At 54.3% G+C, this 19,408-nt stretch carries 15 protein-coding genes and 2 pseudogenes; 4 read left to right on the top strand and 13 right to left on the bottom strand.

The features are described from left to right. Positions 1-81: 81 nt before the first annotated feature. The 9 genes from WA302_RS12920 to chaB form a co-directional block, all read right to left on the bottom strand. Complete coding sequence (locus WA302_RS12920) at positions 82-1,656, bottom strand: ABC transporter substrate-binding protein (RefSeq protein WP_025303220.1); 1,575 nt, start codon at positions 1,654-1,656, stop codon at positions 82-84. 132 nt (positions 1,657-1,788) lie between these two features. Continuing rightward, positions 1,789-2,460 (bottom strand): ABC transporter ATP-binding protein, encoded by a 672-nt coding sequence (locus tag WA302_RS12915; protein WP_043138574.1) that lies wholly within the window; start codon positions 2,458-2,460, stop codon positions 1,789-1,791. Further along, positions 2,457-3,299 carry an ABC transporter ATP-binding protein gene (locus WA302_RS12910; protein WP_025303222.1) on the bottom strand — a complete coding sequence of 281 codons (843 nt, stop codon included), beginning with the start codon at positions 3,297-3,299 and terminating at the stop codon, positions 2,457-2,459. Before WA302_RS12910 ends, WA302_RS12915 begins: the two co-directional genes overlap by 4 nt. Continuing rightward, positions 3,289-4,158, bottom strand: coding sequence for an ABC transporter permease (locus WA302_RS12905; protein ID WP_016927339.1), 870 nt, complete (start codon positions 4,156-4,158; stop codon positions 3,289-3,291). Before WA302_RS12905 ends, WA302_RS12910 begins: the two co-directional genes overlap by 11 nt. Then, positions 4,155-5,210, bottom strand: a complete 1,056-nt coding sequence (locus tag WA302_RS12900; protein WP_025303223.1) for an ABC transporter permease — start codon at positions 5,208-5,210, stop codon at positions 4,155-4,157. The genes WA302_RS12905 and WA302_RS12900 overlap by 4 nt, the downstream gene beginning before the upstream one ends. Next, positions 5,210-6,778, bottom strand: coding sequence for an ABC transporter substrate-binding protein (locus WA302_RS12895; protein ID WP_261456439.1), 1,569 nt, complete (start codon positions 6,776-6,778; stop codon positions 5,210-5,212). Before WA302_RS12895 ends, WA302_RS12900 begins: the two co-directional genes overlap by 1 nt. A gap of 175 nt (positions 6,779-6,953) precedes the next feature. Beyond that, a complete protein-coding gene (gene cbl, locus WA302_RS12890; protein ID WP_025303225.1) occupies positions 6,954-7,907 on the bottom strand; it encodes an HTH-type transcriptional regulator Cbl in 954 nt (317 codons plus the stop codon). A 301-nt stretch (positions 7,908-8,208) separates the two neighbouring features. Further along, positions 8,209-8,904 carry a gamma-glutamylcyclotransferase gene (locus WA302_RS12885; protein ID WP_025303226.1) on the bottom strand — a complete coding sequence of 232 codons (696 nt, stop codon included), beginning with the start codon at positions 8,902-8,904 and terminating at the stop codon, positions 8,209-8,211. Positions 8,905-9,155: 251 nt separating this feature from the next. Next, a complete protein-coding gene (gene chaB / locus WA302_RS12880; protein ID WP_025303227.1) occupies positions 9,156-9,383 on the bottom strand; it encodes a putative cation transport regulator ChaB in 228 nt (75 codons plus the stop codon). A gap of 130 nt (positions 9,384-9,513) precedes the next feature. On the opposite strand from chaB, the gene WA302_RS12875 reads away from it, so the two are divergent. Continuing rightward, a complete protein-coding gene (locus tag WA302_RS12875) occupies positions 9,514-10,332 on the top strand; it encodes a siderophore-interacting protein (RefSeq protein ID WP_025303228.1) in 819 nt (272 codons plus the stop codon). Positions 10,333-10,626: 294 nt separating this feature from the next. After that, positions 10,627-11,730 (top strand): sodium-potassium/proton antiporter ChaA, encoded by a 1,104-nt coding sequence (chaA, locus tag WA302_RS12870; protein ID WP_025303229.1) that lies wholly within the window; start codon positions 10,627-10,629, stop codon positions 11,728-11,730. A gap of 36 nt (positions 11,731-11,766) precedes the next feature. Here chaA and lpxO read toward each other — a convergent pair whose 3' ends face one another. Further along, positions 11,767-12,669, bottom strand: coding sequence for a lipid A hydroxylase LpxO (gene lpxO, locus WA302_RS12865; RefSeq protein WP_025303230.1), 903 nt, complete (start codon positions 12,667-12,669; stop codon positions 11,767-11,769). Positions 12,670-12,980: 311 nt separating this feature from the next. Between lpxO and WA302_RS12860 the strand changes: the two genes are divergently transcribed. Both WA302_RS12860 and WA302_RS12855 read left to right on the top strand, forming a co-directional pair. Then, complete coding sequence (locus WA302_RS12860; protein ID WP_336064087.1) at positions 12,981-13,910, top strand: phage portal protein; 930 nt, start codon at positions 12,981-12,983, stop codon at positions 13,908-13,910. An 802-nt stretch (positions 13,911-14,712) separates the two neighbouring features. After that, on the top strand, positions 14,713-17,313 hold the full coding sequence (locus WA302_RS12855; RefSeq protein ID WP_336064086.1) for an N-6 DNA methylase: 2,601 nt from the start codon (positions 14,713-14,715) through the stop codon (positions 17,311-17,313). A 97-nt stretch (positions 17,314-17,410) separates the two neighbouring features. On the opposite strand, the pseudogene WA302_RS12850 reads toward WA302_RS12855, so the two are convergent. The 3 genes and pseudogenes from WA302_RS12850 to phoH form a co-directional block, all read right to left on the bottom strand. Beyond that, positions 17,411-17,737 (bottom strand): annotated as a pseudogene (locus WA302_RS12850) (integrase core domain-containing protein); the annotation flags it as partial. A gap of 1 nt (position 17,738) precedes the next feature. Then, positions 17,739-17,994: pseudogene (locus WA302_RS12845) on the bottom strand (replication endonuclease); the annotation flags it as partial. Positions 17,995-18,041: 47 nt separating this feature from the next. Further along, on the bottom strand, positions 18,042-18,830 hold the full coding sequence (gene phoH, locus WA302_RS12840) for a phosphate starvation-inducible protein PhoH (RefSeq protein ID WP_015378226.1): 789 nt from the start codon (positions 18,828-18,830) through the stop codon (positions 18,042-18,044). Positions 18,831-19,408 lie beyond the last annotated feature (578 nt).

The raw sequence follows: 19,408 nt of genomic DNA, 5'->3' as shown, positions 1-19,408 counted from the left end.
CGTGGTGGCAACAGCAAACGATTTCACGCGCTGTCGGCCTATGGCGCGACAGAAAGCTCGGCCAGGCGCACGGCGTTGCCGTCACTTACTGACCCGATCCAGATACAACATGCTGTTGGCGATATCCAGCCGGGCACCTTCGACATTGTCCCGCAATGCCACCAGCGTTTGCCCCTGCAGCGCCACCACATAGGGCGAACTGGCCTGTAATTCCCGTTGCAACGTGACGTAGCGTGCGCTGCGCGCGGCGCTATTCCCTTCCGCAGCCGCGGCACGCGTTTCCGCGCTGATGGCGGGAATGCCCCACTGGGTGCGCCAGGCCAAGGTTTTCGGCCCGCCTGACACGTTGTAAGCAAAGGCACTGGCGTTGGTGTTCGGATCCAGGTAGTCGGCGCCCCAGTAGGTGAAGATCGCCTGAAAATCGCGGCCGCGCATCTTGCCCCACAGATCGCTTTCCACCACCGGATGGATATCCAACCGCAGTCCGGCCTGCGCAAAACTGGCCTGCAGCGCCTGCGCGATGTCGGTATACGGCGGTTGGTTGATGACGATAAGATCGATGCGCGTACCTTCAGCGATGCCGGCATCGCGCAGGATCTGTTTGGCTTTGTCTACGTCGAGCTTAAATGGCCGATCGTCGAGCGCGCCGTCCAATCCCTGCGGCAAGAAGGCCTGATGCACGCGATATTGCCCTTTCAGCAGCTGCTCGGCGATGCTCTGATAATCCACCAGCCAGCGCGCGGCCTGCCACAACGCCGGATTGCCCAGCGCCGGATTGTCTTTGCTGCCGGTGTTGAAACCGAGGTAATAGATCCGGGGCGCATCGGCCTGTTCGATGCGCACGCCCGGCGCGTTGCGCAGCGAGTCGAACTGGTCGGCGCCCAGATCGTAGGCCACGTCGGCATCCCCCTTCAGCAACAGCAAACGGCGGGTGCCGGCGTCGCTGACGTTCTTGAATAGCACCGTTTTCAACCTTGCCGGCGACGGCGCGTAATCGTTGCGGCCAAACAGCAGCGCCTCATGCGGCACATAGTTATTTACCCGATACGGGCCGCCGCCGGCGGAATGGCTGCGCAGCCAGGCGTTACCGTAGTCCCCCTGCTGCGCGTGCTCGTTCAGCAGCTTCTCATCCACGATCGAAGCCACGTTCGCCGTCAGCAGCCGCAGCGCCAGCTCGCTGCCGATGTTGGCGGGCCAAGTGAGTTGCACCTGGTTATCCCCCACCTTCTTCAGCTGCTGCTCAACGTTATCCGGCGTCCAGCCAAACTCACCGAGAATAAACGACGGCGCCTTGTTCAGCTTTACCGCACGCACCAGCGAGAAAATCACGTCTTCAGGCCGCAGCGGATTGCCGGAAGCAAAACGTTGCTGCGGTTTCAGGGTAAAGGTCAGGCTGTGGCCATCGGCGCCCGCCTGCCAACTGCCTGCGGCGTCCGGCGCCAGCTTTTGCGGCGCGGCGCGATCCGGCGCCACCAGGCGCTGATAGAGGTTGACCAGATTGGCCGAGCTGACGGTTTCAAAGCTCTCCGCCGGATCGAGGCTGATAATGCCCTCCAGCGAACTGACCACCACCAAGGTATCCTGCGGGGTGGCGGCCTGCGCACCGAAAGCGGCCGCCAGCGCGCCATACAACAAGGTTGGGATTAACCGTTTCATCGATACACTCTCCACAATCACGCGGTTGCGCTGTTTGACGAGTGTAGAGGGTAAGAATTAACAGAAGAACGACGATAAATTGCTTTATTTATTACCAAGATGGATATGCCCGCCACGTTGGCGGGCATAGGGTCAAACGATGATGCGGCCGTGCGCCATTGCCACCGAACGATCGCACATGTGGTCAATCACGTCCGCATCGTGGCTGACCAGCACCATAGTCAGATCGCCCGCCTGTTTCAGCTCGTTAAGCAGGTTAAGGATTTCCGCCTGCACCGACATGTCCAGCGCCGAGGTCGGCTCATCCAGCAGCAACAGCTTCGGCCGCAGCAACAATGCGCGCACGATCGCCACGCGCTGCCGCTGCCCGCCCGACAGCTGATGCGGATAGCGATCCAGCAGGCGCGGATCCAACCCCACCTGGCGAAAGCCCGCGCCGATTTTGCGTTCGATGTCGCTTTCCTGCAGCAGTTTTAGCGGTTCCGACAGCGTACGCAACAGCCGGTGTTTAGGGTGTAGCGAAGCATAGGGATCTTGAAACACCATCTGCACCTCGCGCCGCAGTTCGCCGGTAAATGCCTGCCCCGGTTGTAGCTGCCGCCCGAGCAGTTCAAAACCGCCGCGCCAGCTGTCGTTCAGCCCGGCCAGCACCCACAGCAACGAGGACTTGCCGCAGCCGGAAGGCCCCACCAGGCCGAAACACTCGCCCGGTTCGATGCGCAGGTTAACGTCGTGCACCACGGTGCGCTGTTCATAGCCCTGACGGTGACTGACGCTGAGGTTCTCCAGTGCAATTACGCTCATTTCAACGTCTCCAACAGCGCGCGGTCCAGTACCGGCAGCGGTTTGCCGCGCGTCTCGCGGCTCGGCCGACACGCCCACAGCGTGCGAGTATAAGGGTGCGTGGCCTGCGCCAGCTCTGCTGCCGGCAGTTGATCCAACAGCTCGCCTTTGTACATCACCAGCACCCGCTCGCAGTGGTGCGCCACCTGCTGCAAATCGTGGCTGATCAGGATCAGCCCCATGTTGCGTTGCGCCACCAGATTGTCTATCAGTTGCAGCACCTGATCGCGCATCTGGTGATCCAGCGCCGACGTGGGTTCATCGGCAATCAACAGCTGCGGATCGTTGATCAACGCAATGGCCAGCATCACCCGCTGCCCCATCCCGCCGGAGAGCTGATGCGGATAACGGCCGCACAGCGCCGCCGGATCGGGCAAACCCACCGCCGCCAACATATCCAGCACTTTTTCACGCCGCTCGGCGCGGCTTAGCTTGGCATGCAGCACCAGCGGTTCCTCCACCTGACGGCCGATCGGCTGATTGGGATTCAGCGCATGTTTGGGATCTTGCATCACCATCGCCACCCGGTCGCCGCGCAGGCGGCTCCACTGGCGTTCGCTCAGGCGCGTCAAGTCTTCATCGCCCAACGTCAGGCGCTGCGCCTGCAGCTGCAACGGCGGCGGCAATAGCCCCATCAGCGCACGCGCGGTCAACGATTTGCCGGAGCCGGACTCACCGACCAGCGCCAGTCGCTCCCGCCCCATGCTGAACGAAATATTCTTCACCAGCGCCACCGGCTGCGGCCCCGGCACGCCGATCGCCAAACGTTCAACGGTCAATAAGGTGTTATCAGTGCCCATGACGAGGATCCATTTTGTCGCGCAGGCCATCGCCCAGCAGGTTAAACGCCAGGCTGGCGAACAGGATCGCCCCGCCCGGTGCGGCGGCGACCCACCATTGGTCGAAAATCACTTTACTGCCTTCGGCCACCATCGATCCCCATTCGGCGGTCGGCGGCGCGACGCCCATGCCGAGGAACCCCAGACCGGCGGCGGACAAGATGATGCCGCCCAGACTCAACGCCGCGCGCACCACCGCGCTCGGCAGGCATAAAGGCAAAATGTGGCCGACCATCAGCCGCAGCCCGTTGATGCCCTGCATACGCGCTGCCGCCAGGTAGTCGCTGCGGCGCAGCGCCAGGGTTTCGGCCCGCGCTTGGCGGGCAAAGGCCGGCCAGCTGGTCAATGCCAACGCCAGCGCGCCGTTCATCAGCCCCGGCCCCATGACCGCCACGAACGCCAGCGCGATCACCAGGCTCGGCAACGACAGGAAAATGTCGGTCAGACGCATCAAAATACGCTCTACCCAGCCGCCGAGATAACCGGCGCAAATGCCGACCAGCAGACCAATGGGAATGGTCAACACCAGAATCAACGACACCAGGATCAACGTCGGCCGTGCGCCGTAAATCACGCGGGAGAGCAAGTCGCGGCCGAAGCCGTCGGTGCCCAGCCAATGTGCGGCGGAAGGCGGCAGTAACCGCAGCTCGATATGCTGCAGATTGGGATCGAAAGGCGCCAGCCACGGAGCCAGCAGCGCGGTGACGATCAGGATCGCCACCAGCGCCGCGCCCAGCGTCAGCGTGGTCAGGCGTCGACCGCGGCGGTAACCGACGGCCGGCTCGCTTTGCGGTTCGTGTTCAGAGAGATATTGGCTCATCGGGTTCGCGGATCCACTAAATAGGTCAAGGCGTCAGCCAGCGCATTCAACAGCACGAAACAGGTGCCGATCAGCAGCGTGGCGCCGAGGATCGCCGGCGTGTCGGCGGCAAACAGCGCCGAGGTCAGGTAACGCCCGACGCCGGGCCAGGCGAACACCGTTTCGGTCAATACCGCGCCCTCGAGCAGGCTGGCGTAGGAGAGAGACAGTACGGTGATCAGCGTGCCCAGCACGTTGGGGAACACATGACGCAGCAGAATGCGCAGGCGGCCGGCGCCCTTGGAGCGCGCCAGCGTCACGTATTCCTTGTTGCATTCTTCCAGCATCGCCGCGCGCAGCAGCCGGGTGATACCCGCCATCGACAGCAGCGCCAGCGCCACCACCGGCAGCCACAGGTGGCTGATGGCGTTGTAGAACATTTCGCGATCGCCGGACAGCCAGCTGTCAATCAACACGAAACCCGTACGCGGCTCCATGCTGTACAAGTAAATGTCATCCAGCCGCCCCGGCCCCGCCGACCAGTGCAGCGTGGCGTAGAACAGCAGTAGCCCGAGCAGGCTCAACCAGAAAATCGGCACCGAATAACCGATCAGCGACAGCAAGCGCGCCGCGTTATCCAGCCAACTGCCCGGTTTGAGCACCGCCAGAAACGCCAGCGTAATGCCGCCGAGAGCGCCGAGGATAATGGCGCAGGTGGCCAGTTCCACCGTCGCCGGGAAGGTACGCAGCAGATCGCTCAACACCGGCTGGGCGGTGATGCGCGAAATACCCAGATCGCCATGCGCCAGGTGCACCAGATAGCGCCAAAATTGCACCGGCAGAGGCTGATCCAGCCCCAGCTCGTGCCGCACCTGCGCATAGGTGGCTTCGCTGGCGTGATCGCCCGCCACCTGCAGCGCCGGATCGATCGGCGCCAGGTGCGACAGCATGAAGGTGAACAGCAGCAGACCGAGCAGCGTTAACGCCAGCGACAGCGCGCCGCCGAGCAGCCGCCCGCCCCAGCGCCAATACCGCCGGGCCGCCCCGGCGCTGGCGGACAGGTCAGCAGCCATTACTTGCTGACCTTGCTGTAGAACACCATGTCAGGGTTGATGCCCTGCACATAGCCCTTAAGGTTGTCACGCACTGCGATCAGGCTGCGCGCCTGCAGGCCGATGACAAACGGCGAGCTTTGCTGCACCTCTTTCTGCAGTTGCTGGTAGTCGGCCACCCGTTTGGCGGTGTCGTTTTCTGCAGTGGCGGCCAGCGTCAACTTGCTCAGCGCCGGGATCTGCCAGTTGGCTCGCCAGGCCAGCGTCTTGCTGCCGTCCTCCGGGTTGTAGGCAAAGGCGGCCGCGTTGGTGTTAGGATCGAAGTAATCCGGTCCCCAGGAGGTCAGCGTCGCATCGTAGTTAAGCGTTTTCACCTTAGTGGAGACCTGCGAGCTGATGCCCGGCACCAGTTCGACCTTCACGCCGCCCTGAGCAAAACTGGCCTGCAACGCCTGAGCGATATCCAGATACGGCGGCTGGTTGTTGACGTCCAGACGGAAACTGACGTTGCTCAGCCCCGCTTTGGCCAGTATTTCTTTGGCTTTCTGTGGATTGAAGCTGTACGGCTGATCCTTGAGCGCGCCCAGATAACCGTCCGGCAGGAATGCCTGATGGCTCTGGAACTGCCCTTTCAGCAGATCGTCGGCGATGCCTTGGTAATCGAACAGCCAGCGCGCCGCCTCCCAAAACGCCGGGTTGCCGAGCACCGGCGACGCCTTGGCGTTGAACTGCAGGTAATAAAGCGAGGCGTAAGGAATGGCCAACGGTTTGACGCCCGGCTTGCCCTTCAGGGCCGCCATCTGGTCCGCCCCCAGGTTGCGGGCGATATCGGCATCGCCCTGCTCAATCAGCAAACGGCGCGCGGCCGGATCGGGCACGTTTTTGATCAGGATGGTTTTCAACGTCGGCGCCCCTTCCGGCGAGCCGGGGTTCGCGTCCAGCACCACCACTTCGTGCGGCACATAGGTGCGAATTTTGTAAGGGCCGCTGCCGGCGGAGTGGCTGTTCAACCATTGGTGCCCCAGATCGTCGCCCTGCTGGTGCGCCAGCGCCTCTTTGGCGTCGACAATCGAGGATACCGGCGCCGACAGCAGGCTGAGCACGAAGGCCGGGCTGACGTTTTCATCCCAGCTGATTTTTACCGTATGGTCATCCACCTTGGTCAGGTGTTGATCCACGTTCTTCGCGTTCCAGCCCAGCTGCGTCAGGATAAACGACGGCTCCAGATTCAATTTCACCACCCGTGAAAGCGAAAAGATCACGTCCTCCGGCCGCAGCGGGTTACCGCTGGCGAATTTAGCGTCCGTGCGCAGGCTGAAAGTTAGGCTGCGGTTATCGGCGCCGGCCTGCCAGCTGCTGGCCAGAGTCGGCTTGAGATCGATGGGGTTGTGCGGATCGGACTGGATCAAACGTTGATACAGGCTGTTGAACGACTGCACCGTGGTTAACTCAAATCCCTGGGCCGGGTCAAAGCTGACCACGTCATCGATAGACTGTGCGATCACCAACGTGTTGGCCGGCGTCGCCGCCTGTGCGTTAACGCTGGCCGCCACGGCCAAAAACAGCAAAGAAGGAACGAGCGCTTTCATCTGAAACTCTCCAAGCGGATGGAATTTATAATAATTTTGCGAGTGTATGCGAGCGCGATCGGCAGCTGAAGGTACTTAAATCACTATAGATATTCTTTTTATGTATATAGATGGGGTTTTGATTATTAGGCGGGCAATGCAGAATGCGCGGCAGGAATTGCCTGCCGCTTATCGGTTAAATCTGGTAATCAATCACCGCGTCCAGCTGCGACGAGAAGACCTTGTCTTTGATTTCGGTCAGCGACAGCGTCGGGTTGCACAGTTGGATAAAGCGCCAGGCATAGTTGCGCTGCAGCTGGCTGCGTTTCAGGCCCAGCCATACCGTATTGGGTTCAAACAAATGCTCGGCGTTGAGGCTGACCAACCCGCGATCGCGCTCTTTTTCATACGACATGTCCGCCAGCACGCCCACGCCCAATCCCAGTTCGACATAGGTTTTAATCACGTCGGAGTCTTGTGCGCTGAGCGCGATGTCCGGGGTCAGGCCCGCCGCTTTGAACGCCGCATCCAGCTTCGCGCGCCCGGTAATGCCCTGCCGGTAAGTGATCAGCGGCAAAGTGCTGAGCATCTCCAGCGTCACCTGCGGCTGACGCGTCAACTCGTGCCCTTCCGGCACCAGAATGGTGTGATGCCAGCGGTAATATGGGAACGACGCCAGCGATTCGTCGCTCATCAGCCGTTCGCTGGCAATGCCGATATCGGCTTCGCCGGCGGCCAACATCGAGACGATCTCTTCAGGGCTGCCCTGATTGAGCACCACCCGCACCCGCGGATAAAGCGCGCGAAACTCTTTGATCACCCCCGGCAGGCTATAGCGCGCCTGGGTGTGCGTCGTCGCAATATGCAGCTGGCCCGAGTCGTTGCTGCTGAAGACATCCGCCAGGCGACGGATGTTATTGGCGTCGTTGAGAATGCGCTCCGCCACCACCAGCAGCTCTTTGCCGGGCTCGGTCATGCCCAGCAGCCGTTTGCCCCGGCGAATGAATATTTCGATGCCCAGCTCTTCTTCCAGCTCGCGAATATGCCGACTGACGCCGGACTGCGAGGTAAATAACGTATTGGCGACCTCGGTCAGGTTGTAGTTGCAGCGCGCCGATTCACGAATAATTTTTAATTGTTGAAAGTTCATCCCCGTCTCCCTGTTTCTTCCAGTAGCGTTAGCCATATTGATACGGAGTCCCGCGGGGCTGAACAAATAAGAAATAACCTTTACTTATGCAATTTAATACTAAGTCGATCATTCTGCTTCGCATAGGGGATGGGAAACTGACAAAAAACAGCGAATGACTTTAAAAATAAAGGGATAGATAACCACAATAAAAACATGCCTTCAATCACTGTGCAAATTAAAGTTATTAAATATAGGCATTAGATATAAAAAAAGGGCTCAGCATGCTGAGCCCCTCACCGTTCGCATTCCCGCAGCAGCCTCAGGCGGTGGCCTCACTGCCGATGCCGCCGGTGCGGTTCTGCTGCAGCCATTGCTGCACGCAGCGCACCAGATCGCCGATGCAATCATCCTGCATGCCGTGGTGCTTCAACTCGTTATCCAGCGCAAACAGATATTGCGCGTTGGTGCCCAGCGGGCCGCTGGCGCTGGCGATCAATGGCGCGATCACCTGGTAGCTGGTGTCTTCTTCAAACAGCGGATGCTGCGGGTTCATCACGAATACCAACGCAGTAACCTTCTCGCCGCCATCCAACTCCAGCTCGCACCAGGTCGGCACGTAGCAATCGGTCACCATTTCGCGCTTCCAAAGCAGCTCCAACTCTTCACGCAGTTTGCTTTCCGGCAAGCGAAAGGCCAGGCCCGTAGTGTGGCCGCCGGCCTTCAACGCCAGCATGCGCCCCGGCTGATGCAGCGTGCCGCGCCCGGCGGTCAAGCGCATACAGAACGCCCGGTGCCAACCCTGCAGCTTGGCCGGCCGCACTTCTTCCGATTCGAAAACCGGGTTCCACATCAGCGAACCGTAACCGAATATCCATACGGGGCTGTGACCCGGCCGGCGCGATAAGGTGCAATCCAACGAGGCTGCACGCTGTTCAGGCGTCAGCAACAACGACTCCTCAATAGCGCCGAATGCAGTTTTGCAATCCGCTTTTTGCAGAAAATCTCGCGTTAACACTGATATTACCTCCCGGGAATACGATTTCTCGCCTTCCCTCGCCACTGCTGAACCTTTGATGTTTTATTTTCGGCTGCGGATTTTTATTAATTCAATCACCGCGCCTTATAAGAATGACCTTATTCTTTTCCTGACGTGCAATCAAGTTACAAAGCGGCGTTAAAGTGAAAAAGTATTTGTACTGAGCAGCAATAATATTAATTGCCGGGCTCCACATAATGTCTGCGCGATTTTTGCTGCGTGATAATTCGTTACTTTTTATGCCAACGTTCGTCATCGCCCTTACGATAGCTTTGCTTGACCGCCGCCCAAGCCACCTTATGCGCCGTCTCTTCACGGCTGTCGTCACCGCGCCGGTCATCGGGATCGCGGTATTGTTGCCAGGCGCTGTTGAACGCTTCTTTATAGATCGCCTGCGCATGTTCCGGCAGCACATGCTTCACATTGTCCGGCAAGTCGTTCGTGCTGTGGTAGGGCATATGGCCTCCCCTTTCAGGATGAGTGAACCTTAAGCCTAGCCCACATGCGGTTTCGTCTCAATTAGCAAACAATTCTCATTATCAAACGACATGTTATACTCACCGCCAAACGAACTATAAGGAGATCCCCGTGACTACCGAAGCCCCTCGCTCACGCGCCCCCTACCTGATCGCCGTCAGCCGCGTACAGGACATTACGCCGCACCTGCGCCGCATTACCTTTACCGCCCCCGATCTGCGTTACTACCCGGCCAATGCCGCCGCTGCACACATCAAAGTCTTTTTGCCGCTCGCCGGCCAGACGCAGCCGGACCTGCCGACGCTGACCGAAAACGGCCCGCGTTGGGCCGCAGATGCCGTACGCCCGATCGTGCGCACCTATTCCATCCGCGCCGTGCGCCCGGAACTGGCGGAAGTGGACATCGAGTTCGCCATTCATGACCATCAGGGCCCGGCGGTCGACTTTGCGCGCCAGGCGAAAGCCGGCGATAAAATCGGCATCAGCAACCCAGGCGGCCCCAAACCGATGCTGCCGGCCGCCGATTTCTACTCCCTGGCGGGCGATCCCTCCTCACTGCCTGCGCTGGCCGCGCTGTTGGAAAACCTGCCGCCGCACAGCGCCGGACGCGCTTTCGTCCGCGTCGACAGCAACGCTGACGTCATTGACCTGAAAAAGCCTGCCGGCGTTGAGGTGAATTGGGTTGTCGGCGGCACAGAGAAAACCGACGAATTGGTCGCTCGGTTCCGCGCGCAATCCGTGCCGCAGAGCGATACCCACTTCTGGCTCGCCGGTGAAGATCGCCTGGTGGTAGAGCTGCGCCGCTACCTACGCCGTGAACGTCAATGCGATCGTAATCGTCTTTATGCTGTGCCTTACTGGCGTGAGGGGCTAAATGAAGAGGGTTACCACAATAAACGGCATGAAATCATGGATAATATTGACGACTGATCGTCTCATTTTCCTTGATTAACCGAGTACTAAACAAGTAAACGTGACTTTTCTCAAATCTAACGTTAAAACTTGGCGTTATTGCGTAAAAGTAAGTAAATAAAACCGCACCCCGTGCGGTTTTTTTGCTACCCTGATCACATAAAGCAAGCAATTGCTTTCTCAGATAAAAACAACATCACACCGGCGCCGTGGGTGTATCCTAATATAAAATACCTACTGGAAACGCAGAGTTGCCGTATCACGGCAACCGGCGCTGACGGGCTACGCTGTTTGAGAAGGAGTGCCACCCTCATGAAGTCGCAACACGATCCTGGCCGATCCACCAAATCTCGCCACACCGAATACTCTCTGATCTTCCCTATCGCCGCGTTGGTAGTGCTAAATCTATGGGGTAGCACCGATAACTTTCCGCTAATCGTCGGCATCAATATTCTCGCGCTGGTGGGGATCCTCAGCAGCGCCTTCAGCGTGGTGCGCCACGCCGACGTGCTGGCCCACCGATTGGGCGAACCCTACGGCTCGCTGATCCTCAGCCTGTCGGTGGTGATCCTCGAGGTCAGCCTGATTTCCGCGCTGATGGCCACCGGCGACGCCGCACCGGCGCTGATGCGCGACACGCTGTATTCCATCATTATGATCGTTTCCGCCGGCCTGGTCGGTTTCGCGCTGCTCCTCGGCGGGCGCAAGTTCGCCACCCAGTACGTCAACCTCGGCGGCATCAAACAGTATCTGATGGCGATTTTCCCGTTGGCGGTGATCGTGCTGGTGTTCCCGAGCGCGCTGCCTGGCGGCAACTTCAGCACCGGGCAAGCGCTGCTGGTGGCGTTGATATCCGCCGCCATGTATGGCGTGTTCCTGGTGATCCAGACCAAAACCCATCAGAGCCTGTTCGTGTACGAGCATGAAGACGACGATGGCGATCCGCATCACGGCAAGCCCTCTTCGCACAGCAGCGCCTGGCACGCCGCCTGGCTCATCGTGCACCTGATCGCAGTGATCGCCGTCACCAAGTTCAACGCCAATCCGCTGGAAGGCCTGCTGACCAAGATGAATGCACCGGCGCAGTTCACCGGTTTCCTGGTGGCGCTGTTGATCCTGTCGCCGGAAGGTCTGGGCGCGCTGCGCGCCGTGTTGAACAATCAGGTGCAACGCGCCATGAACCTGTTCTTCGGTTCGGTGCTGGCGACCATCTCCCTGACCGTGCCGGCGGTGACCATCATCGCCACCCTGACCGGGCAGACGCTGATCTTCGGCCTGCAAACGCCGCATATCGTGGTGATGCTGACGGTGCTGCTGCTGTGCCAGCTGTCGTTCTCGACCGGACGCACCAACGTGCTGAACGGCACCGCCCACCTGGCGCTGTTCGCCGCCTACATGATGACTATCTTCGCCTGATCAAAAAGGGGCGCACTCTGTGCGCCCCTGCCTTCGTTATACCGAGAAGAATATCGCCGCGGCGATCCCCCCGAACAAAATCCACTTGATGATGTAATAACCGGTGCGGTTCCAGGCCTTCAAGCGTTTCCCCACCCGGCGTATCGCATAGATGTATTTGAACATCTTGTTGACGCCGCCGGTACGATCGCCCTCTTCGTTCGGCGCGGTGGCGGCGCTCATCAGATTGCGCCCCAGCCAGTGGTTAACCGCCTGTGCCCAGCGGTAGCGCATCGGCCGTTCGATGTCGCAGAACAGGATCAGACGATTCTGCCCGCTCTGATTTTCCGCATAGTGCAGATAGGTTTCATCGAACATCACGCCTTCACCGTCGCGCCAGCTGTAGCGTTCGCCGTCCACCTCAATGAAGCAGCGGTCATCGTTGGGAGTAATCAGCCCCAGGTGATAACGCAGCGAACCGGCGTAAGGATCGCGGTGGCGCGGCAACCGGCTGCCGTCCGGCAGTTCGGCGAACATCGCCGCCTTGACCGAAGGCAGGCTGCGCAGCAGTTCCGTGGTCTGCGGGCACAGGGTCATGGCGGAAGGATGGCTGTCTTCATACCATTTAAGATAAAAGCGTTTCCAACCAGTCTTGAAGAATGAGTTGAAACCGGCGTCGTTGAATTGATCGGACGCCTTGATCTGCTGGATCTCCATCAGCTTCTGTCCTTCGTCGCGGATGGTTTCCCAGTTCTCCCGCAGTACCGCCAACTCAGGGAACTGCTCCGGCTTCAGGTACGGCGTAGTCGGCACACGGGAAAACAGATACATGAAAACGTTCAACGGTGCAGTAAAGGTGGAATGGTCAGACAGCTGTCGCCACACGTTGTAGCGCACCCGTCCGCGGTAATGCACATAGACGACGCATAAAATAAGCAAAATCAGAATGATGTATTTCATGTTTGAATCGCATCAAGGAACCCACACGCTATGCGCCGCGCGGCGCACACCCCAGATAATGTCCTTTTGGCGGCACAGGCAAATTGCGCGCCAATCTGGAACCCATTAATCATTAACGCTAACTCAACGAAAATCTATACAAAAAACCACAATAATTTACACAAAGGTTAAACGAAATGATAAATAGCGAGCAAGAAAAAGGCCCTGGATCTCCGGTAGTTTTTCGTTCGGTTACATCAGCATGCTTTGCAGACCCTAATATGCCGTGTGAGCTAACGCCGGCCTCACAACCAGAGAAGCCGTCGGTCGTATTGGATCGCCAAGACATTTTGGACTACACGGAATGCGTCGGTAACGGTAAATGGATTGAACCGCCCGTCAGCTTTTCCGGGCTGGCAAAAAGCCTACGCGCCGCCGTGCACCACAGCTCCCCCATTTACGTGAAGCGCAATATTTTGGCGAGCACCTACATCCCGCACCTGCTGCTGTCACAGCAGGATTTCAGCCGGTTTGTGCTGGATTATCTGGTGTTCGGCAACACCTTTTTAGAAAAGGGTTTCAGCGTGACCGGCAAGCTGTTGAAGCTGGAGACTTCCCCGGCCAAATACAGCCGGCGCGGCGTTTACCCGAGCGTTTACTGGTTCGTGCAATCGTTCGCTGAGCCACATCCATTCGCGCCCGACAGCGTTTTTCACCTGCTGGAACCGGATATCAATCAAGAGCTGTATGGGATGCCGGAATATCTGTCGGCGCTCAATTCCGCGTGGCTGAACGAGTCCGCCACGCTGTTTCGCCGCAAGTATTATCAGAACGGCGCGCACGCGGGCTATATCATGTATGTCACCGACGCCGCGCAGAACAATACCAATGTTGAGGCGTTGCGCGAAGCGATGAGCGACTCTAAAGGCATGGGGAACTTTAAAAACCTGTTCTTCTACGCGCCGAACGGGAAGCCCGACGGTATCAAGATTGTGCCGCTCAGCGAGGTAGCGACAAAGGATGACTTCTTCAACATCAAAAGGTCAGCGCCGCTGACCTGCTGGACGCCCACCGCATCCCCTACCAGTTGCTGGGCGACAAGCCGGAGAACGTCGTCAGTGGGTGACGTGGGGAAGGCCGCAAAGGTGTTTGTCCGCAATGAGCTGACACCGCTCCAGCAGCACATCAAAGAGGTGAATGACTGGGCCGACGTCGAGGTCATCCGGTTTAAAAAGTACAGCCTCGACAACGACGACGAATGATAAACCGGCCGCCAGATTGGCGGCCTTTTTATACCTGCAACCAAACGCCCTCTCACGCCCGCCACAGCCCGCTTGCTCGTATATACCCGCGAATCAAACCAGCACAACAGAACGCCACCACGACGCGCTGACGCCGTCAATTTTGATAATTAAATACATGCCTGCGCGCAATGCTATCCCCGCCACACCTGCCCGCTTTATGGGTCGGTTTTAATGCAGTGTAAATGTTGTTAGGAACGGCACCAATGTTGGCCTAATGATGAAAAAATTTATTACGTGAGCACATGCATTTTAATGCATAAACATGTTCTAACCAACCATTTCTGTAAGTGTTATTTTTGCATTTATTATTTGGATTTTTTATCATCAATCAGAAGTCATGGTGTTTTAGGTTTTACTAACCACCATAGGTTGTAGTGTGAGTTCTCCCCCGCAATGAAAACTGTGCGAACTTCGAACCAGAACTTTAGCCACCCATCATCTCGAATAATTAAAAGCATTATATCTATACCCAAGTAACTTCAAGATGCAGGATGATAGAACTCTAATAATTCCCCTCTACCACGCCCCTTAGTTCATGCTCCAGCATCTTAAAGTATCATAGGTATAATAATTATGGCGCATCACCATAGGAGTAAAACAACCTCAGTAAAAATAAAGCATCACTTAATGCAATAATATCTAATATTAAAACGAACCCAATACAATCTAGAAACAGCGACATTACCCCATGTTTTAATTTATTTCGCATTAGAGGTGTGATATGATAACAAGGAGGCAACAATTAGAGATGCGTTAAAAAATGGATAATTTCAAGATTTCAATTAGTGAAGATGGCAAAATAATAGATTTCATTGATGGTTCATTGCTAGAACCCACCCCGGAAGAGCATGTAAGACAATATTACCTAAGGGTTTTGCATTACGAATATCTATACCCTAAAACTGTACTTTCTCGAGAAGTCACAATTTACTATGGGAGTTCCGAACTGAAAGATAAGTTCGGTAATCCAGTTCGTGCTGACATAGTTATCTACAAGACACCAAAAGCAAAAAAAAATAAAGACCAAGGTGGAATCCTCTTGGTTGTCGAATGTAAAGCCCCTAAAGTTGAAACAGGCTATAATCAGCTCGTATCATACATTTACAACACAAGTGCAGAAGGTGGGATTTGGTTTAACGGGACTACCATAAACTATTTTCGCCGTTTCTTTACACCAACAAATGAACTTATTGAATGGACTGGCATTCCCGTGCAAGGAGAGTCATGGGATGAACTGAGTCAACGAAAAAAAACATCACTCAAAAGACCCAAGGATATCAAAGGGTTATTAAGACAATGCCATAATAAATTACATGGCCGTGGAATTGATGGCGATGAAGATGATTTAACCATGGATATGGTTAGAATCATTTTAGCAAAAGCTATGGATGAAGAGAAAACTAGCGAATTTTGTGAATTTTACTGTTCCCCTGAGGAGTATAATTCTCCCATAGGACAACAAGCTGTAGCTGAGCGTGTCTACTCTCTGTTTTCTGAGGTTGTATCTCAAAACCGGGATGTATTCTCAGACCATGAAAAAATATCTGTGGGCCCTCGTGCTATTTGTGATGTTGTTGTTGAACTTCAAAGATATAGATTATTAAGCGACCTGCATGAGTCTCATGACTGGGATATTATGGGACATGCCTATGAGCAATATACTGCAACCTATCTAAAAAAAAGCAGAGGACAGTTTTTTACAAATAGATTAGTCGTGGATTTTTTAGCGCAAGCAATTGATCCAGATTACACTGACATTATTCTAGACCCGGCAGGTGGTTCAGGTGGCTTCTTAACTGGAGCAATGCGCCATGTAAGAAAGAAAATACTTACATCTGCAGGAACTTCAATTGCCAAACAAAGACAATTAGATAAGCATAGAACTAACCTATTCATGGTTGAAATCAGCAAAAGGTTAGTTAAAATTGCAAAAACAGCTATGATTCTTAATGGTGATGGCCATACAGGGATGACACAAGGAGATTCCCTAGGACCTATTGCTGATTTAAATGAACGAGTAGTAGCACGATGCGGTGCTGGTTCTCCAAATATAATTCTTACAAACCCACCGTTTGCAGGTGTTGGTGAAGGAAGAATTAGTGATAAGAATGTATTAGATAATTTTCAATGTGGTATTCGTTGGACAAACCGTAATGGACAGTATTTACCAACTAACGAGCTAGTTTCTGATGGTATTCCACCAGAAATGCTATTTCTCGAACGCTGCCTCCAGTGGATAGCACCAGGTGGTAAGATCGGGATAATTATGCCAAAGAGTTTTCTTGACACGCAAACCTACTATCCTTTGAGACATCTTATTTTAGAAAAATTTAAATTACTAGCCGTTATAAATTGTCATAAAAACACATTCCAACCCCATACTGGAGTCAGAACTTGTGTCGTGATTATACAACGACCTAAATTAGAAGAATCGGTCGAAAAGGATTATTCAATCTTCATGGCTATCTCTAAAAAAATTGGTCAAGATAGCGAAGGATTCCCTATATTCAAAAGAGGAAAAAACAATGAAATCCTCGATGAGATAGATCATGATCTTGATGAAATATTAAGTGATTTCAAAAAACTTAAGACATCTAACTTTGAGGAGTCAGAATATAGGTTCTCCATACTAAAATCCGAAATTGACTCTCAATTGAGAATTAATCCGCAGGTATACTTGCCTAATCTTAATGAAACAATAAAACAAATTGAGTCTATCGATGGTCTTGATGGGTGGTCAGTTACAACATTGGGTCAAATTTCTAATGACATAAGAATATTCAAAGGCCCTCGTTTGAAAAGCGAAAACCTTATTGTTGAGGAAATTTCAGAATATGTAGAAAAATACTATACACCCTCAGCCATTTTGCAAGAAAAATCTGACAGTGCGAAATTATTAAATTTAAAATTCGCCAGTCAAAATCAGTTATCTGTAATTGATGCAATTCGGGTTTACAGGGGTGACATCGTAATTACTCGCTCGGGAACTATTGGGCGGGTTGCATATATTACAAAACGTTTAGATGGTGCTATAGTTTCTGACGACTTAATCAGAGTAAGAATAAAAGATCATTCATTAAGACTATATGTTTATCAGTTCCTAATGACTGATAAAGCCCTCAACCAAATGCTTAGAAATGAATATGGTGCTGTACAACAACACCTTGAGCCCAATCATATTGCTAACATTCTAATTCCAATCCCTGAAGACTTATCAATCATTGATGATTTAATCAATCGTACTGAAGAGCTTATTCTTGCAAAAGAAAAATTAGAAAGCAAAACAATGGAGCTTTCTGAGGGAGGTGATGAACTACTAGGCAAACTCATAACGGCTGGTTTAAAAAAGCACGAAAACTAAGCTATTAACCCTAGATTAGCGAGTTATAGTTTCATGTAGAAAAAATAATTACTGACCATCCCCAATCAACGGGGATGGTATTGTAAGCACACCCGTTTTAGTTCCACGCGCTTTTTGATATTTCCGGTTTTTCGACCATCAGCCGGTACTCCTCCGGTGTCAGGTTATTCAGGGATTCATGAGGTCGCTCGCTGTTGTATTCCAGCAGCCAGTGCTCTGTGATTTCCCGCGCTTCATTCAGGGTTCTGAACAGATAAAAATCCAGGATTTCTGTCCGGTACGTCCGGTTAAACCGTTCGATAAAGGCATTCTGCGTTGGTTTTCCCGGTTTGATAAATTCCAGCATCACTCCATGCTCTTCAGCCCACTGTGCCAGCGTCAGTGAGACCAGTTCTGGTCCGTTGTCCATCCGCAATTTCAGTGGATATCTGCTGCCGCTGTTTACGCTCGCAGAACAGCATCATATGCCAGTGCGGCGTACCATCATGGTGAGGTTCAACGACACGCATACCGTAAACGCTCAGGCCGTTGTCTTTAAACGCGGTGCGCATTTTGCTCCAGATGCGCACCAGATAACGCTGGCCGTCTTTTGGGGAGAAAGCCTCTGCATCCCAATTGTGGTTAAACTGGACTTTTTCAGCCCCCTTCTTTGCCAACGAAACGAATTGAGTAGTATTTAGATAGGCAAGAAAAAGGCCGCCGAAGCGGCCTTTCCATTAGCGGATAGGTTAACTGTAAGCGTTGAGCGTGCGCTGGCACAAAGCGGAGCGTACGCAGTCCTGTTTTTCAAAGCGGATAACGCCGATCATCTCGTCCTCTTCGAAGCGTTCCAGGGCATCGCTGAGGCCGGATTTCACGCCGCGCGGCAGGTCGCACTGGGTCACGTCGCCGTTAACGATAACCGTCACGTTTTCCCCCAGGCGGGTCAGGAACATTTTCATCTGGCTGGCGGTCACGTTCTGGGCTTCATCCAGGATAACGACCGCATTTTCGAAGGTGCGTCCGCGCATATAAGCGAACGGCGCAATCTCTACCTTACCGATTTCCGGGCGCAGGCAGTACTGCATAAAGGAAGATCCTAAACGACGTACCAGAATGTCATACACCGGGCGGAAATAAGGGGCGAACTTCTCGGAGATATCCCCCGGCAAGAAGCCGAGGTCTTCATCCGCCTGCAAAACAGGACGGGTAACGATAATTCGATCCACCTCTTTATGGATCAGCGCCTCCGCCGCCTTGGCGGCGCTGATAAATGTTTTGCCACAGCCCGCTTCGCCGGTGGCGAAGATCAGCTGCTTATTCTCTATGGCTGATAAGTAATGACCCTGAGCTTCGGTTCTAGCCTCGATGGGTGAGCTATCGCGCTTGTCTCGCGCCATGCCGATAGACTCGACTCCCCCCATTTGCACCAGCGAGGTCACAGACTCTTCTTCCAGCTGGCGATGACTACGAGCGTCACGACGAATAACGCGTTTCGCTTCACGACGTGCTTTGATCACTGCTTTCTGTCTACCCATAGTGGCACCTTACAGTTTGTTTCACCTACCGCAACGGCCAGGCCGTGCGATTATGTTTCACACACGTATTAGGTTTTGGCCTCCTCCGAGCCAATAAGAGCCAAGGGACAATGTGAATTGACGGCAACGCTTAAGCGCCGTTTTTTCACGGGGCAACGCGGACTGCATCAATAAACGTGGAGTAAAAAGTGGTGAGATTCGGTAGCGATAAGAGTGCGGAGTTGCCGGTAAAAGAGAGTCGGAGAGAGAACCCTCGTTACAACGAGAAATCAGGGGAGATGTGTTATTTTTTCTTTCCAGCCCAACCAAGGACTTTACCATTAGCGATCCCCGCAGTGATATTTACAGCTTCAAGCTGTGCACCGTGTGAAAACTACCGCCAGATGATTACAGTATAATGACATTCAATCCTGTCGCGTTACTAAAATGTAAAAAAATTTATATTTTTTGTTTTTAGTTATCGCTAAAACACTATATCACGCACGACACGTCATTCCACAAGAATTTATAATCTATAAATATCAATAAATTATAATTAAACAGTGCGAATGACACTTTGGTTTCCTGATTAAATTTTG

Origin of the sequence: Serratia sp. 201 (assembly GCF_037027545.1) — a bacterium.
Classification (GTDB): Bacteria; Pseudomonadota; Gammaproteobacteria; order Enterobacterales; family Enterobacteriaceae; genus Serratia; species Serratia bockelmannii.
The sequence above is the reverse complement of the archived record's forward strand: the minus strand, read 5'-3'. Positions and strand labels throughout refer to the sequence as shown.